14 protein-coding genes are annotated in these 13,270 nt (G+C 67.4%); 9 read left to right on the top strand and 5 right to left on the bottom strand.

Going from position 1 to position 13,270, the window contains the following annotated elements; genetic code table 11:
- Positions 1-129: 129 nt before the first annotated feature.
- The 4 genes from ALI44B_RS09550 (at position 130) to ALI44B_RS09535 (ending at position 2,764) form a co-directional block, all read left to right on the top strand.
- Complete coding sequence (locus tag ALI44B_RS09550; RefSeq protein WP_077054477.1) at positions 130-996, top strand: CPBP family intramembrane glutamic endopeptidase; 867 nt, start codon at positions 130-132, stop codon at positions 994-996.
- A 363-nt stretch (positions 997-1,359) separates the two neighbouring features.
- Positions 1,360-1,797 (top strand): MerR family transcriptional regulator, encoded by a 438-nt coding sequence (locus ALI44B_RS09545; protein WP_077054476.1) that lies wholly within the window; start codon positions 1,360-1,362, stop codon positions 1,795-1,797.
- The gene (locus ALI44B_RS09540; protein ID WP_077054475.1) at positions 1,736-2,200 is read left to right on the top strand and encodes a VOC family protein; all 465 of its coding nucleotides are present in this window, start codon (positions 1,736-1,738) and stop codon (positions 2,198-2,200) included. Before ALI44B_RS09545 ends, ALI44B_RS09540 begins: the two co-directional genes overlap by 62 nt.
- 105 nt (positions 2,201-2,305) lie before the next feature.
- The gene (locus ALI44B_RS09535) at positions 2,306-2,764 is read left to right on the top strand and encodes a hypothetical protein (RefSeq protein ID WP_077055496.1); all 459 of its coding nucleotides are present in this window, start codon (positions 2,306-2,308) and stop codon (positions 2,762-2,764) included.
- Positions 2,765-3,014: 250 nt separating this feature from the next.
- Here the strand turns inward: ALI44B_RS09535 and ALI44B_RS09530 are convergent, their stop codons facing one another.
- Complete coding sequence (locus ALI44B_RS09530) at positions 3,015-3,578, bottom strand: GIY-YIG nuclease family protein (protein ID WP_077054474.1); 564 nt, start codon at positions 3,576-3,578, stop codon at positions 3,015-3,017.
- A 134-nt stretch (positions 3,579-3,712) separates the two neighbouring features.
- On the opposite strand from ALI44B_RS09530, the gene ALI44B_RS09525 reads away from it, so the two are divergent.
- Positions 3,713-4,399 (top strand): YitT family protein, encoded by a 687-nt coding sequence (locus ALI44B_RS09525; protein ID WP_077054473.1) that lies wholly within the window; start codon positions 3,713-3,715, stop codon positions 4,397-4,399.
- An 8-nt stretch (positions 4,400-4,407) separates the two neighbouring features.
- Here the strand turns inward: ALI44B_RS09525 and ALI44B_RS09520 are convergent, their stop codons facing one another.
- Positions 4,408-5,373, bottom strand: a complete 966-nt coding sequence (locus tag ALI44B_RS09520) for a class I SAM-dependent methyltransferase (protein ID WP_083709835.1) — start codon at positions 5,371-5,373, stop codon at positions 4,408-4,410.
- Between the two features lie 47 nt (positions 5,374-5,420).
- On the opposite strand from ALI44B_RS09520, the gene ALI44B_RS09515 reads away from it, so the two are divergent.
- Positions 5,421-6,005 (top strand): helix-turn-helix domain-containing protein, encoded by a 585-nt coding sequence (locus ALI44B_RS09515; protein ID WP_202969378.1) that lies wholly within the window; start codon positions 5,421-5,423, stop codon positions 6,003-6,005.
- Positions 6,006-6,009: 4 nt separating this feature from the next.
- On the opposite strand, the gene soxR is transcribed toward ALI44B_RS09515, so the two are convergent.
- Entirely contained in the window at positions 6,010-6,456 is a 447-nt protein-coding gene (soxR, locus tag ALI44B_RS09510; RefSeq protein WP_077054471.1) for a redox-sensitive transcriptional activator SoxR, read from the bottom strand.
- Positions 6,457-6,514: 58 nt separating this feature from the next.
- Between soxR and ALI44B_RS09505 the strand changes: the two genes are divergently transcribed.
- From ALI44B_RS09505 to ALI44B_RS09495, 3 genes are all read left to right on the top strand, one after another.
- On the top strand, positions 6,515-7,024 hold the full coding sequence (locus ALI44B_RS09505) for a flavin reductase family protein (protein ID WP_077054470.1): 510 nt from the start codon (positions 6,515-6,517) through the stop codon (positions 7,022-7,024).
- 39 nt (positions 7,025-7,063) lie between these two features.
- The gene (locus tag ALI44B_RS09500) at positions 7,064-7,696 is read left to right on the top strand and encodes a superoxide dismutase (RefSeq protein ID WP_077054469.1); all 633 of its coding nucleotides are present in this window, start codon (positions 7,064-7,066) and stop codon (positions 7,694-7,696) included.
- A gap of 125 nt (positions 7,697-7,821) precedes the next feature.
- A complete protein-coding gene (locus ALI44B_RS09495; RefSeq protein ID WP_077054468.1) occupies positions 7,822-9,111 on the top strand; it encodes a CPBP family intramembrane glutamic endopeptidase in 1,290 nt (429 codons plus the stop codon).
- Between the two features lie 10 nt (positions 9,112-9,121).
- On the opposite strand, the gene ALI44B_RS09490 is transcribed toward ALI44B_RS09495, so the two are convergent.
- Both ALI44B_RS09490 and ALI44B_RS09485 read right to left on the bottom strand, forming a co-directional pair.
- Positions 9,122-11,692, bottom strand: a complete 2,571-nt coding sequence (locus ALI44B_RS09490) for a polynucleotide kinase-phosphatase (RefSeq protein WP_077054467.1) — start codon at positions 11,690-11,692, stop codon at positions 9,122-9,124.
- Positions 11,689-13,125, bottom strand: a complete 1,437-nt coding sequence (locus ALI44B_RS09485; RefSeq protein ID WP_077054466.1) for a 3' terminal RNA ribose 2'-O-methyltransferase Hen1 — start codon at positions 13,123-13,125, stop codon at positions 11,689-11,691. Before ALI44B_RS09485 ends, ALI44B_RS09490 begins: the two co-directional genes overlap by 4 nt.
- Positions 13,126-13,270: the final 145 nt, after the last annotated feature.

The raw sequence follows: 13,270 nt of genomic DNA, 5'->3' as shown, positions 1-13,270 counted from the left end.
ACTGAGGTTGCTGTTGCCGTCGTCCCGCATCAGGCTCATGTGCTTTATGTCTGTCCGATAGGGGATCGTTGAAAGAACGCGTCGACACCAGCCCCGATCGCAGTCTGGGTGTCTACTAGTGTCGGTTGAATGCTGACAAGTTCGATTCGAGGGTCCCGATCGCTTGGCTTTTGGGTGGTGATCGCTGGCGCTGTTCTCTGGGTTGTCAGTTTTGCAACTTTGCTTGTAGTTTCACCCTTGGGTACAGCGGTGTCCTCGGATCCGGGCGCGGAGGCAGTCGCGTACTGGGTGGCACTGCTTCCATCGGTAGTGGGAATTGCGTTGGTTCTTCTGATCCCACGGCGTTCGAGTCCGCGCACCGCGGTCGTGAGAGAACGACGCCCATTTGCCATCACGACGGTGGTTCTGCTGGTGCTGGCCGTGCTCTTCCCGTTAGTTTGCGCGCTGATTCCGCTTCGAGGTGAGCTGTACATTCTCGGCAAGCTCGTCTTGCTCATCATGCTTCCGGCTGTGGTCCTGCTTCTGGTCCGCCGAGGGGTGCAAATCGACTTTCGCAAGAGTGCTGCGCGGTGGTGGGCTCCGGCGATCGTCATCGTGATCTGGACAGTTTTATCGCAGGTCGCTCCGTGGAATCCAAACTTCACGATCGAGGGCCTGGATCCCGTTTTCGTTGTCACTGCTGCGGTCGCTACTGCGCTGACAGCGGGAGTGGGGGAGGAACTCTTCTACCGGCGGTGGCTTCAAACTCGGCTGGAAGCTGGACTGGGGGCATGGTCGGGAATTGTGATCGCATCCCTCGCCTTCGCGCTCATGCATCTCGGTTCGCACGGGACAGGCGACTTCCTCATCGATGTCGCAAGAGTCATAGTCATTCAAGGCTCGTTCGGGCTATTTCTTGGCATCATGTGGTGGCGGTACCGGAATCTGACGGCCAACGTCATCGTTCACGTCTTCGCGAACGGATGGGCAGTAGGGGCCGCTCTCCTGGCTGGGTAGCTTTGCGCGCTCCTTAAGTGAGCGCTGCAAGGATCATACGGACTGACGGTGTGATTCCTGTCTCCCATGGCGCCGGGCGTCCGGTAGGGGATGCTGCACCGGACGCTTTTCACGTGAAATGGGGGCAAGCGGGGATTCACGCAGAGTGGGCACTTACTGCGATAGTTCCAGAGGATTTTGGGCGCCGATCGCGACGAGCGAAAGAGCCGCGAGGCCTGAGATGCAGCCGCGTAAACGGGAATTCCCGTGGCACGCCTCCGTGTGGAGTTAAGTCGGGATTACGCAGGCTAGTCGGCGAAGCCCGGCGCGGTCAGCGATACCTGGCCAACAGCTACAAGCGTTGGTATAGGCGAAAATCGACGTATGAGAATTGGAGAACTGTCTGCCCGAAGCGGGGTGAGCGCTCGGTCGCTGCGGTACTACGAAACCCAGCGCCTGCTGAGCCCGGAGCGCACTACGGGAGGCCAACGTGTCTACTCAGAAGAACAGCTCGGTTTCGTGATTCAGATCCAAGAGTTGTTCCGAGCCGGATTCTGCAGCTCAGTGATTCAGGAGCTATTGCCGGTTCTCGGCTCGTCCCGCCGAGACGCCGAGGAACTTCGCTCTGCATTTGATGCGGCCGCGGCCCGGCTCGAGAGCGAGAAAGAGTCGATTGAGGCCGAGCTTCTCGCGCTGAACGATATGCGGTTGCGGCTGGGGCTTGCACCTGACACCCGTGTCAGCCTGCAGGGTAGTGGTCATGACTCTTCACCAGCCGCCGCGCCAGCTCCGTTTGATCATCGAGACCGACGACTTCGATGAGGCTGTTCGCTACTATCGCGATGTTCTAGGGATGCCGGAGCAGCCGGCGTTCGCCACCCAGGGAGATGATCGTGTGTCGATCTTGCAGGTAGGCGCTGCCACGATTGAACTGGCCACGCCTACCCACGTGCGTGCGATCGACGCGATTGAGAAAGCTCCTACGTCTGATGGAGCGACGCTGCGTATTGCGCTCGAAGTGGCAGACACGGCGCTGGCGGTAGCGGCCTCGGAGGAGTCAGGCGCGGAGGTTCTTGCGCGACCCACGGATACCCCGTTCCAAACAATCAACGCACGGGTGCAGGGACCCGCCGGTTGGCAGGTCACGTTCTTTCAGGAAATCGAATCGCTTGAACAACGGGAAACACGAGAAGGCTTCACGACGGATGATAGACGCGTCCGATAGGGGATCCTCTACCGCACGGTTTCACTGTGAAACACGGTCGTGCGGAGTATTTCCCGGTTCGATGTGAAGGGCCTGCCCGGTCCTGACTCAGCTACGCTCGCGGTTGTGATTGCTGAAGAGGAGACGGTCATCCACGTGACACCGGATGCTTCGTGGCTTCCCCGCCACGGCCGGGCCGAAGTGGTTCGTCGAAGTATCCCGCCCACGCCCATGTGCGTCGCGAGGCTCCTGCTCCGCCAAGCCGACCAGATCTTCTGTGTGCCCCGGTCGGAAACGGGACGGCTCGATCTTCCAATGCGCGTGGTTGAGCCGAATGATCCCACCGGCTTGATCGGAATCACTGAACTTGCCGAGCAGGTAACCGGCCACGGGACTGGCCTCGTCTTTGCTGGGGCAGTAAGGAACGTCGTCGAATCACGCCAAGACGACTACGCCTGGCCGACGCCGCACGCACACTTCGGCGTATGGGTCTCGGAGAACATGCCTACCGTCGAAGGCGCCTGGGTGAATATCAGCGATGACCCTCAACTTCGCGATCGACACTGGTTCCCCCTCGTAATGTGATGCCACCGTGGGGCTGGGTGGCGTCCGATAAGGGATGCTTCATAGGGGTCGCTGTTGCCGTCGTCCCGCATTAGACGCAGGCGCTTATGGCTGTCCGGTTGGGGATCGTTGACCGGACGCCATTCTCGTGGTGCGAGATCCGCGGACTGGCGTGTCCGTATGACCCGTCCACTGGTCTGTTCCGCAAGGAAGCATGTATCGGTACAGACAAACCGGCGCCAGTGCTCGGCAGGTCTGCAGGACCTCCCGATCAGCCCCGCAGGGCGAACTGTTCGCTGCGCCAGAGCGCGTAGAGCTGCCACGGGTCGTCGACGCCCCGGCGCAGAGTGTCGATGTGTGCCAGGAGTTCGGGGTGGGCCGCGAACCATTCCGAGCGACCCAGGCGGTGGGCCGCGAACTGCGCGTGGCGTCGCTGTTCGAGCGACCGGTTGCCGCGCTCGAACGCCAGCAGCTCGTCGTGGCGGATGGCCGCGAGCCGATGCCACGGTGTGGCCGACGTGCCGATCTTGATCTGGTCACGGAAGCGCAGGTAGTAGACGACATCGACGCGCACGGCGACGACATCGGCCTGGTCGACGACGGCACCGACCCGCCACTCGCAGATCGCGCACATCCACCCAGAGGGGTAGCGGACGCCGAGGCGTGAACCGCACGCGAGGCAGGGTGACGGCAGCAGGTCGGTCACACCCGCGTCGCCGGCCACCCAGTCGTGGGCGACCAGTAGGTGGTCGTGGCACAGGTCGAGCGGCGCGCCCGGCGCTACCGGTTCACCACACGCGAGGCCCGTCGAGAGCGGGATGACGCAACCGTCCATGCCCGAAGGCTACGCGCCACGGCCGACATCCGTGCTCGGCGGCTGCGCGGGCGGGGCCTGTCCGGACGGGGGACGCGCGATGACCCGATCACCCCGCGTGCTTCGGCGACCCCCGCTGGCTATAACGTTGCAGGGTGCAACCCGACAGCAACGCGAGCGATCCTCGCCAGCCGCTGGCCCCCCGCCAGCCCCGAACCCCGCGCACCTCTCGCCCACCCCGCGAGCGCCAGGTCAAACACAGCCGCCTCGAAGACGCCTTCGGTCTCTTCACGGGGGCCTTCGTCGTCTCCTTTGGCCTCTTCCTGCTGAAGGCGTCCGGCGCCGTGACCGGTGGAACCGCCGGGCTCGCCCTCCTCCTCAGCTATTCGACGCCCGTCTCGTTCAGCATCTGGTTCGTGCTCGTGAACGCGCCCTTCATCGCCCTCGCGTTCTGGAAGAAGGGCGTCGTCTTCACGGTGCGCACCATCATCGCCGTGGTCATCGTCTCGTTGCTGGCCTACCTGCATCCCACCCAGCTGGATGTCTCGAGCATCGGCCCGGTCTATGGCACGCTCACGGGCAACCTGCTCGTCGGCATCGGCCTGCTCATCATCTTCCGTCACCGCGCCAGCCTGGGCGGCATCAACATCGTCGCGCTGCTCGTGCAGGACAAGACGGGCTTCAAGGCCGGCTACGTGCAGATGATCTTCGACGTCATCATCGTGGCTTCGGCCTTCGCCGTCGTCTCGCCGCTGACCGTGCTGCTGTCGGCGCTGGGCGCAGTGCTGCTCAACCTGGTCCTCGCGATCAACCACCGGCCCGACCGCTACATCGGGCACTAGCGCTTCGACTACGGTCGGCGGGCAAGCCAGAGGCTGCGCGTGCCACTGACGGTGAGGTCGCTTCGGTTGAGCAGGCTGTGGGGGCCGTCCTCGGCGAGCAGGATGTCGAGGGTGTCTCGGTCCTCCGGGTTCAGGCCCGGCCACGCGGCGTCGCGCAGTCGCAGCAACGACGTGTGCGCGTAGCGGGCGAGAACCGAGGCGCGCTCGCCGGACGTCGGGCCGGAAGCGAAGCGGGCGAGGGCCTGCGGGGACGGTGCGATCTCGAAACGGTGGCGCGCGACATCCGTGAATTCGGCGCGCACCAGGGCGTCGGTCCAGTCGGGGTGCAGGTTCATGGGGGCGCGGGCGGGCGCGACGGCGGTGTGGATGCGCGCTTCGAGCCCGGGGGCGCCGAGGCCGAGGTCGTCGGGCAGCACGAAAGGTCGCGTGTCCATCTCGACGACCGCGAGCACGCCGCCGGGCGCAAGGGCCGCGAGGATGCTGTCGAACACACGATCGGGGTCGGCCACCTCGTGCAGCGACAACGACGCCCAGGCCACGTCGAACGGTTCGAATGCGGGCCACACGTCGTCGAGGTCGGCCCGCACGGTGTGAACGCGCTCGGGGATGCCGCGGAAGAACGCCTTGCTGCGCACCAGGTCGAGCATCTGCTCCGAGCGGTCGAGCGCGTAGACGTCGGCGCGCGGAAAACGCTCGGCGAGGGCCATCGTGCCCGTTCCCGTGCCGGCGCCGAGGTCGAGAACCCGGCGCGTGCGCTGCCCGTCGCGTGCCGAGCGCACGGCGTTCGTGATCGCGAACAGTGCCTCGTGCAGAACCTCGGCGTCGAGATCGAGCAGCGGCGCGATCCCCGTGTGATCGTGGCCGTGGCCGTGCGCTCTCTTGAGGCCTGTCGCCTGCTCATGCCGGGCCTCCTGCTCGGCCTGCTCGGCGTCGGCGGGAACCTGCTGCGTGCGGTGGGCGTGTGGCTGCGTCATCCCTCAACCGTAGACGCCACATGCGCCAACGACATAGACTCTTGCGCATGAAGCAAGAAGAGCCTGACCTCGACGCCGTCATCCGCCAACGCATCCGTGCCCTGCGGGTGGCGCGCGGCTGGTCGCTCGACACGCTCGCCGCGCGCTGCTTCCTGAGCCCCTCCACGCTGAGCCGCATCGAGACGGGTCACCGCCGCATCGCGCTCGACCAGCTCGTGCCCATCGCGCGCGCCCTCGAGACCACGCTCGACCTGCTCGTCGAAACCGAAGACGAGGATGTCGTCATCCGCCCCCAGCGCAACGAGATGCGCGGCCGCACCGTGTGGACGCTCGCCAAGGAGCGCGCTCCGCACAACATGACGGTCGCCAAGATGCTCATCGAGGAGCGCCTGGCGCCGCGCGACTCCGAGGAGTTCGCGTCGCAGGGCGGCGTGCATCCGGGGCGCGACTGGTTCATGGTGTTGTCGGGAACGTTGCACCTGCGGTTGGGGGAGCGCGACATCCTGGTCGAGGCGGGGTCGGCGGCCGAGTTCTCGTGCATGACGCCGCACGCCGTCGGCGCCCACAACGGCCCCGTCGAGATCCTGTCGATCTTCACGCAGGAGGGCGAACGCGCGCACCTCGACGACTGAGGTTTTATTCGCCCAACCGGTGCGCCCCCGCGCCCAGCTGCCCGAGCGCGTCGTCGGGGTTGAGCAGGCCGCACGCCTTCATCGACAGGCAGCCGCAGCCGATGCATCCGGTCAGCTCGCGCTCGAGCCGCTCGATGCCCAGCCGCCGCTCTTCGAGCTGCTTCTTCCACCGCACGGATGCACGCTGCCAATCCTCTTGGCTCGGCGTCTCGTCGTGCGGCAACGCGTCGAACGCGGACTGCACATCGCTGAGTGGAATGCCCAGCCGCTTCGCCACCGAGATGAGCGACACTCGCCTGATCATGTGCCGGGGATAACGCCGCTGATTGCCGACGGTGCGACGCGACGCGATGAGCCCGAGATCTTCGTAGAAGCGCAGGGCGGAGGCGGCTACCCCGGTGCGCCGACACATCTCGGCGACCGTGAGCAATTCTTCGGATGCCTGTGACATCGCCTCACCTTTCGCCAGCCCTTGACCTCAACCATACTTGAGGTTTTAGAGTGAGGACATGCACGAAACCGAATCGTTGGCCTCCCAGGCGGCCACGGCCCAATCCTTCAAGAACGCCTTCCGCGAGCATCCGGCTGGCGTGGCCGTCATCACCGCCATCACGCCAGAGGGTCCCGTCGGCCTGACGGCGTCGAGCGTCGCCTCGGTAGCCGTCGACCCGCCCGCGCTCTCGTTCTCGGTCACGCGCGCCACCGGTTCGGCCGGCGCGCTCCTCTCAGCCGACACCTACGTCGTGCACCTGCTCGGCACGCAGCACGTCGACGTGGCCGAGGCCTTCGCCCGCTCGGGCGCCCCCCGCTTCACGCCTGAACAGGGTTTCACCGCCCTGCCAACGGGCGAGCCGCTCCTCGCCGACGCCCGCCAAGCCCTGCGCTGCCGCACCATCCAGGTCGTCCCCGTTGGCAGCTCGCTGCTCGTCGTCGCCGAAGTGCTCGACGTCATCACGGGCCCCGCATCCGAACCGCTCGTCTACCACGACCGCCGGTTCCTGCGCCTCAGTCACGACTGATCAGCCTCCCTCCATCCCACAACAGAAAGAGAACATCGGATGCCCAGCTACACCCTGCCCGACCTGCCCTACGACTACTCGGCCCTCGCCCCGCACATCTCCGCGCAGATCATGGAGTTGCACCACTCGAAGCACCACCAGACCTACGTCACGGGCGCCAACACGGCCCTCGAGCAGCTGGCCGAGGCCCGCGACTCCGGCAACCTCGCCGCCGTCAACAAGCTCGAAAAGGACCTCGCCTTCAACCTGGGCGGTCACATCAACCACAGCGTGTTCTGGCAGAACCTGTCGCCCGAGGGCGGCGGAGAGCCCACGGGCGACCTGGCCGAGGCGATCGGCGCCAACTTCGGCTCGTTCGAGAAGTTCCAGGCCCACTTCACGGCCACGGCGCTCGGTGTTCAGGGCTCCGGCTGGTCGGTCCTCGGCTGGGACAGCATCGGCGCGCGTCCCGTCATCTTCCAGCTGTTCGACCAGCAGGGCAATGTGCCCGTCGGCATCACGCCGCTGCTGCAGCTCGACGTGTGGGAGCACGCTTACTACCTCGACTACCAGAACGTGCGCGCCGACTACGTGAAGGCGTTCTGGAACATCGTCAACTGGGCGGATGTCGAGGCGCGCCTCACCCGCGCCCGCACCGCGACGAACGGGCTCATCGTTCCGTCGGCCGTCTAGCTGACCCCGCCGCGCCTTCCCCCTCGCGTCCCGTCCCTCCCTCGTCGGAGGAACGAGCGTCACCGTCCGTCGATGTCCGACGCGAGGGGGAGGCCCGGCAATCCGGCCGTCTCTAGGCTGGAAGTATGACGAACCACACGCCGAACCACGGATGGGCTGTTCCGGATCAGCCGCCCGTGCCCCCGTTCTCGACGGGGCAGGCCCGGCCTGCCAATGTCGATCCGTCAGGCCAATGGCCGCAGCAGGCGACAACGCCCGCGTTCGCATCGCCCACTTCGGCCGAGCAGGCCGTCCCGCCCGCCCCGCGACCCGTCGTGACGCACGACCAGGGCTTACGGGTGAAGCCCCAATGGTGGCGCGGAACGCTCGCGATCGTCGCCCTCGTCGTCCTCTTCTTCGTGCTGTCGACCATCCTGAGCCTCGCCGGCGTCTTCTTCGACGTCGCCACCGGCCAATACACGTTCGACGAATGGGCCGAGAACCCGCTGCGCCTGACGCCCGCCGTTATGCTCGCCAACAACCTGGCGCTCGGGGCCATGTGGCCCGTGTCGATGCTGCTGCAGTGGCTGCTGTTCGGCGTGCGGCCGGGCAACCTGTCGTCGGTGACGGGTCGCTTCCGGTGGCGCTGGATGGGGCGGCTCGCGCTCGTCATCGTGCCCGTCTGGCTCATCTATGTGGCCATCTCGTTCATCGGAACGCCGCCCGACGAGCTGCAGTTCACCGCCACCACCATCTCGATGCTCGTCATCGTGCTGCTCACCACGCCGCTGCAGTCGGCCGGCGAAGAATACGGTGCGCGCGGCCTCATTCAGCGGTCGGTGGGCTCGTGGTTCGGGCATCCCACGGCGGCGTTCGTGTCGGCGACGTTCATCTCGTCGTTCGTGTTCATGCTGGCGCACGCGGCGTCCGACCCGTGGCTGTTGGCCTACTACTTCGTCTTCGGTGTGTCGATGGCTCTGGCGGCGCGCGGCACCGGCGGGCTCGAGGCCCCCGTGCTCATCCACGCCACCAACAACGTGCTGCTCTTCATCCCCACCGCCCTGCTCGACCAGACCGACCAGGTCTTCGAACGCGAGGCGGGCGTCGCCGACGCCTGGATGCTGATTCCCATGGCCATCGTGCTCGCCGCGGGTCTCTTCAGCATCTGGTGGGGCCGCCGCTACGGCCTCGTCACGCGCGCGCCACTGCCCCACTCCTCCTACGAGAAGCGCCCGCAGCTGTCGCAGTACCCGCAGCCGTTGCAGCCCTGGCCGCTTCCGCAGCAGACTTCGCAGCCGGGATATGAGCAGTCGTCGCCGCCCTGGCCGCCGCAGCCGAACGCTTCGCAGGCTGGATCTCCGGCATACCCCCAGGTGGGTCAGCAGCAGACAGAACCGCCCTTCCCGCAGGGGCCCGAGCAGCCGCCGCGGGTCTAGCCGCACGCGCCTACAGGCGAGGGTCGATAGGCTCCGACTCCATGGCGAGCACACCGAAGACGGCCTGGTGCACGCGCCAGGTGGGTTCGCCGGCCACGAAGCGCTCGATGGCCTCGACGCCCAGCGCGTATTCGCGCAGCGCCATCGAGCGTTTGTGGCCGATGTCGCGGTCGCGCAGCCGGGTCAGGTTGCGCGGCTCGGTGTAGTCGGGGCCGTAGATGATGCGCAGGTATTCGCGGCCGCGCACCTTGATGCCCGGCTGCACGAGCGACTTCGTGCCGCGCGTGAGCCCGGCGACGGGTTTCACGACCATGCCCTCGCCGCCCGCGCCCGTCAGCTCCTCCCACCAGTGGGTCGCGGCATCCTCAGAGGCGGGGTCGGTGAGGTCGACCGAGATCGAGCGGGTGGCGCGGATGAAGGCGGGGTCGGCGTCGACAAGTCGCAGCGCGATGTCGAGGTGCCACGCGTGCTCGCGGCCCAGGTGGCTGGCGCCCTCGGATGCGAGCAACTGGAACGGCGCCAACTGCACGCCCTCGAGACCGTTCGACGGTGCAGCATAACGACGGTAGGCGTCGACGTAGGCCGAGGCATCCTCAGATCGTCGGCGGGTGCGGTCGAGCAGGTCGCCGACGTCGATTCCGGCTGCTGCCGCGCGCTCGAGCACCGACACCGCGGCGGGCAGCGAGGCCGTTGCGGCAGCCCCCACCGACGCATATTGCTCGCGGATGATGGGGCCAGCCTTGAGTGACCACGGCAGCAACTCGGCATCGAACAGCAGCCACGAGGTGTCGAGCTCGTCCCACAACCCGGCCGCCGAGACGGCCGCGTCGAGCCGCGTGAGGAACGCGTCGGTCAGGGCGTCGTCGAAGAAGGGCCGCCCGGTGCGCGTGTGCACCACGCCGCGCCATCCGTCGGGCGCGTCGAACCGGCCGGGGTCGCGCGTCAGCAGCACGACGGCTCGCGAACCCATGTGCTTCTCCTCGCAGATCACCTGGCTGAGCCCCTCCCGGCGGTAGGCCTCGAACGCTTCGGCGGGGTGTTCCAGCAGGTCGTCGCGCTTCGACGTGGCTGGCGGGCTCATGGTCGGCGGCAGGTAGACGAGGTGCCGCGGGTCGGTGGCAAAACGGCTCATGACCTCGAGGGCGCCGGCCGCGGCATCCTCGCGAATGCCGACCTTGCCGAAGACGCGCGTTTCGACGATCTGTTTGCCGAGCACGTCGTCGATGCGCAGCAGGCCGGGGTCGCGCTCGTCGACGGATGTCTGGGCGGCGCGTCCGAGCGGCGCGGCCGGTTCATACCAAACCTGCTCGGCGGGCACGTCGACGACCTCGCGTTCGGGCCACCGCAGTGCGCTGAGCTTGCCGCCGAACACGCAGCCCGTGTCGAGGCACATGGTGTTGTTCACCCATTCGGCCTCGAGCGTGGGCACATGGCCGTAGAGCACAGTGGCGTCGCCGCGGTATTCGTTGGCCCACGGCAGGCGCACGGGCAGGCCGTATTCGTCGGTCTCGCCCGTCGTGTCGCCGTAGAGCGCGAAGGAGCGCACGCGCCCGGATGCCCGCCCCTGGTACTTCTCGATCAGGCCGGCGTGCGCCACGACGAGGGCGCCGTCGTCGAGCACGAGGTGGGAGACCAATTCGCGGCAGAAGCGTTCGACCTCGCCGCGGAACTCGTCGGTTTCGCCGGCCAGCTGCGAGAGCGTCTCGGCGAGTCCGTGGCTGGTCTGCACCTTCTTGCCCTGCAGGGCGCGCACCAGTTTGGCCTCGTGGTTGCCCGGCACGGCGAGGGCGTGCCCCGCGCGCACCATGCCCATCGCGAGGCGCAGCACGCCGGGGGCATCGGGTCCGCGGTCGACGAGGTCGCCGAGGAAGATCACGCGGCGGCCGTCGGGGTGAATGGCGTCGACGGGTCGGCCCTCGGCGTCACGCACGAGCTCATAACCGAGTTTTCCGAGCAGGGTTTCGAGTTCGGAGCGACAGCCGTGCACATCTCCAATGGCGTCGAAGGGTCCGCGTTCCTCGCGCCGGTCGTTGAGCAGGGGCTCGCGCACGAACCGCGCCTCGGCCACCTCCTCCTCGCTCGACAGCAGGTGCACCTTGCGGAACCCCTCCTTGCCCAGGTGTTTCAGCGACCGCCGCAGCTGGTCGTGCTGCCGCTTGATCACCGAGGCGCCGAACGTGCGGTCGGTGCGCTGGGCGTTGCGCTCGACGCACACGCTCTCGGGGATGTCGAGCACGATCGCCACGGGCAGCACATCGTGTTCGCGGGCCAGCTCCACGAGGGACCGCCGCGATTCGGGTTGCACGTTGGTCGCATCGATCACGGTGAGCAGGCCCTTGCGCAGCCGTTGGCCGGCCACGTGCTTGAGCGCCTCGAAGGCAGCCACGGTGGCCGACTGGTCATTCTCGTCGTTGGAGACGAGGCCGCGGAAGAAGTCGCTCGACAGGGTCTCGAAGCGGCCGAAGTGTTTCGCGGCGAACGTCGACTTGCCCGAGCCGCTGGGGCCGACGAGCAGCACGAGCGACATGTCGGGCAGCGCCAGCGGCGGCTTCGCGGCGTTCGGTTCGGTGTGCTGGCTCATCGCTGGCCGCCCTTTCGGAAGAGTGCGAGCTGGGTGGGCGACCCGAGGGCCGCATCGACGTCGCCGACCGTGCGGAATTCGACCGTGTAGCCGAACCGTTCGCACACGCTCGCGGCCCACGCCTCGAACTCCGCCCGGCTCCACTCGAACCGGTGGTCGGTGTGCCGGAACTCGCCCGCGGGCAGCGACGGGTACAACGCGTTGTAGTCACTGTTCGGTGTGGTCACGATGACGGCGGCGGGGGCGGCGGCGCCGAAAACGGATGCTTCGAGCGCACCGTGGCGTGCGGCATCCACGTGTTCGATGACCTCCATGAGCACGATCGCGTCGAGCCCCGCGAGCCGGGAGTCCTGGTAGGTCACCGACGACTGCAGCAGCTGGATGCGGTCGCGCACCCGGTCGCTGGCCTCGCGCAGGTTCAGGCGGCGGGCCGCCTCCTCGAGCGCGCGCGCCGACACGTCGGTGCCGATGACGCGCGAGAACGCGGGCTCGGCCATGAGGTGCACGAGCAGCGCGCCCGGGCCGCAGCCCACGTCGGCGACGCTGTGGGCGCGGACATCCGAGAGCGCCTGCAGGACGGCCGCGGCTCGCAGGCGGGCGAGCGACGGGGAACGTTCTTGAACGGCTCGCGCGCGGCCGTCGGCCGCAACATCTTCCGCTGCGCCATCCGAGCTCGCTGACGCATCCGTGGCGCTCGCGTCGCCGTCGAGCAACGCCTCAGCGTCCCCGACCATGCCGCGCTGATGCGCCAGATAGCGCCGTGTGATGAGGTCGCGCTCGGGGTGTTCGGCCAGCCATCCCTCGCCGGCGCGCATGAGCTTGCCGATCTCGTCGTCGGACACCCAATAGTGTTTGGCGTCGTCGAGCACGGGCAGCAGCACATAGAGGTGCCTCAGGGCATCCGACAACCGGATGTCGCCCGTCAACGTGAGGTCGACGTAGCGCGAGTCGCCCCACTCGGGATACTCGCGATCGAGCGCGATCGGACGCGCACCGACCTGCCAGCCGAGCGGCTCGAAAAGCTGCCGGACGAGGTCGGCGCCACCGCGAGCCGAGACCGCGGCGACGGTCACGGTCAGGGGCAGCGTGCCGGCGGCCAGCTCGGGGAACGCGTCGCTGCGCCCGCCCATCGCGGTGCGGAACACCTGCCCGATGGCCACGGCGACCATCGACGAGGAGGCATACGGTCGGTCGTTCACGTACTGCGCGAGGGTCGAGGCATCGCCGCCGCGGAAGCGTTTGTCGCGCACCAGGCCGACGGGGTCGACTTCGAGCATCATCGCCACGGTGCAGCGCTCGTCGTTCGCCTCCGGGTAGAACACGTGCGCCTGCCCGACCGACAGGTCGAACACCTGCGCCTTGCCCGGATGCTTGCGCAAAAGGTGGCTCAGGTTCGAAGCCTCCGGCGCGGTCGACGTCAACGTCACGAGCACAGTGTCCCTCTTCCCCTCGATAACACTCCCCTCACCGTAACAACCCGCCCGCCGCGCCCGCGCCGCGCCCACCCCGCGCGGCACCCCCACTCCGGGAGTCGCGCCGCCTTCGCGAGCTACCGCGAGGGCGAGGCCATCCGTAGGA

The organism is Leifsonia sp. ALI-44-B, from assembly GCF_001984125.1.
Classification (GTDB): domain Bacteria; phylum Actinomycetota; class Actinomycetes; order Actinomycetales; family Microbacteriaceae; genus Okibacterium.
Note: the sequence above shows the minus strand (reverse complement) of the source record. Positions and strands in the feature narration are given on the sequence as shown.

Excerpts from the sequence above, each read along its gene's own strand:
- ALI44B_RS09550 (WP_077054477.1), top strand. The coding sequence starts at position 130 with ATGCTGACAAGTTCGATTCGAGGGTCCCGATCGCTTGGCTTTTGGGTG.
- ALI44B_RS09545 (WP_077054476.1), top strand. The coding sequence starts at position 1,360 with ATGAGAATTGGAGAACTGTCTGCCCGAAGCGGGGTGAGCGCTCGGTCG.
- ALI44B_RS09540 (WP_077054475.1), top strand. The coding sequence starts at position 1,736 with ATGACTCTTCACCAGCCGCCGCGCCAGCTCCGTTTGATCATCGAGACC.
- ALI44B_RS09530 (WP_077054474.1), bottom strand. The coding sequence starts at position 3,578 with ATGGACGGTTGCGTCATCCCGCTCTCGACGGGCCTCGCGTGTGGTGAA.
- ALI44B_RS09520 (WP_083709835.1), bottom strand. The coding sequence starts at position 5,373 with ATGACGCAGCCACACGCCCACCGCACGCAGCAGGTTCCCGCCGACGCC.
- ALI44B_RS09515 (WP_202969378.1), top strand. The coding sequence starts at position 5,421 with ATGAAGCAAGAAGAGCCTGACCTCGACGCCGTCATCCGCCAACGCATC.
- soxR (WP_077054471.1), bottom strand. The coding sequence starts at position 6,456 with ATGTCACAGGCATCCGAAGAATTGCTCACGGTCGCCGAGATGTGTCGG.
- ALI44B_RS09505 (WP_077054470.1), top strand. The coding sequence starts at position 6,515 with ATGCACGAAACCGAATCGTTGGCCTCCCAGGCGGCCACGGCCCAATCC.
- ALI44B_RS09500 (WP_077054469.1), top strand. The coding sequence starts at position 7,064 with ATGCCCAGCTACACCCTGCCCGACCTGCCCTACGACTACTCGGCCCTC.
- ALI44B_RS09495 (WP_077054468.1), top strand. The coding sequence starts at position 7,822 with ATGACGAACCACACGCCGAACCACGGATGGGCTGTTCCGGATCAGCCG.
- ALI44B_RS09490 (WP_077054467.1), bottom strand. The coding sequence starts at position 11,692 with ATGAGCCAGCACACCGAACCGAACGCCGCGAAGCCGCCGCTGGCGCTG.